This is a genomic window from Geminicoccus flavidas, from assembly GCF_009806515.1.
GTDB lineage: Bacteria > Pseudomonadota > Alphaproteobacteria > Geminicoccales > Geminicoccaceae > Geminicoccus > Geminicoccus flavidus.
Genome location: NZ_WUJP01000993.1, coordinates 1 through 623 on the forward strand (window position 1 = coordinate 1; position 623 = coordinate 623).

Consider the following 623-nt stretch of genomic DNA (forward strand, 5'->3'; position numbering starts at 1 on the left):
GGCGGAACTGCGCGCCCTGCGCCGCGAGCCTGAGCTGCTGGCGGGGCTGGACCCGGCGCTGCGTACCGAGCTGGAGCATGCCACCCGCGACTTCCAGGCGCGCGCCGGCGCCAACCTGCGCGCCCTGGACGCGGCGCGGGCCGTGGTCGAGCGGGTGATGCGCCATATCGGCGCCAGCCTCGAGGCGGCACCGTTCAAGCCCAAGCTGTACCGCCACAGGCCCGAGCGCACGCCGATGCGCGGCCAGGTCATCGCCCTCGCCTTCGACCGGCAGATCTGACCCATGTCGCTCGCCGCCACCCTCGCCAATGCCGCCTCGGGACTCAGCGTCGCCCAGGCCGCACTCGCCACCACCGCCAACAACGTCAGCAACGTCAACACGCCGGGCTACACCCGCAAGGTCGTGCAGCAGGAGACCCGGATCCTGGCCGGCCAGGGTGCCGGTGCACGGGCCCTGGACGTCACCCGGATCGCCGACCAGTTCGTCGCCAGCCAGGCGCGCGAGCAGGCGATCCGGCTGGGCCGCAGCGACATGCTGGCGACGATCCAGCAGCGCATCCAGGACACGATCTATGGCGAGCCTGCCCAGACCGGCCGGGGCATCTCGTCGAGGCTGACCGACC

Annotated in this window: 2 protein-coding genes; both read left to right on the plus strand. The window is 72.7% G+C overall.

Annotated features, from left to right (window positions below; all coding sequences use genetic code 11):
* Nucleotides 1-280: hypothetical protein (locus tag EQG76_RS28225; RefSeq protein ID WP_159718428.1), on the plus strand; the 280-nt coding region annotated here is incomplete at its 5' end.
* A gap of 3 nt (nucleotides 281-283) precedes the next feature.
* Nucleotides 284-623: flagellar basal body protein (locus tag EQG76_RS28230; protein ID WP_235031601.1), on the plus strand; the 340-nt coding region annotated here is incomplete at its 3' end.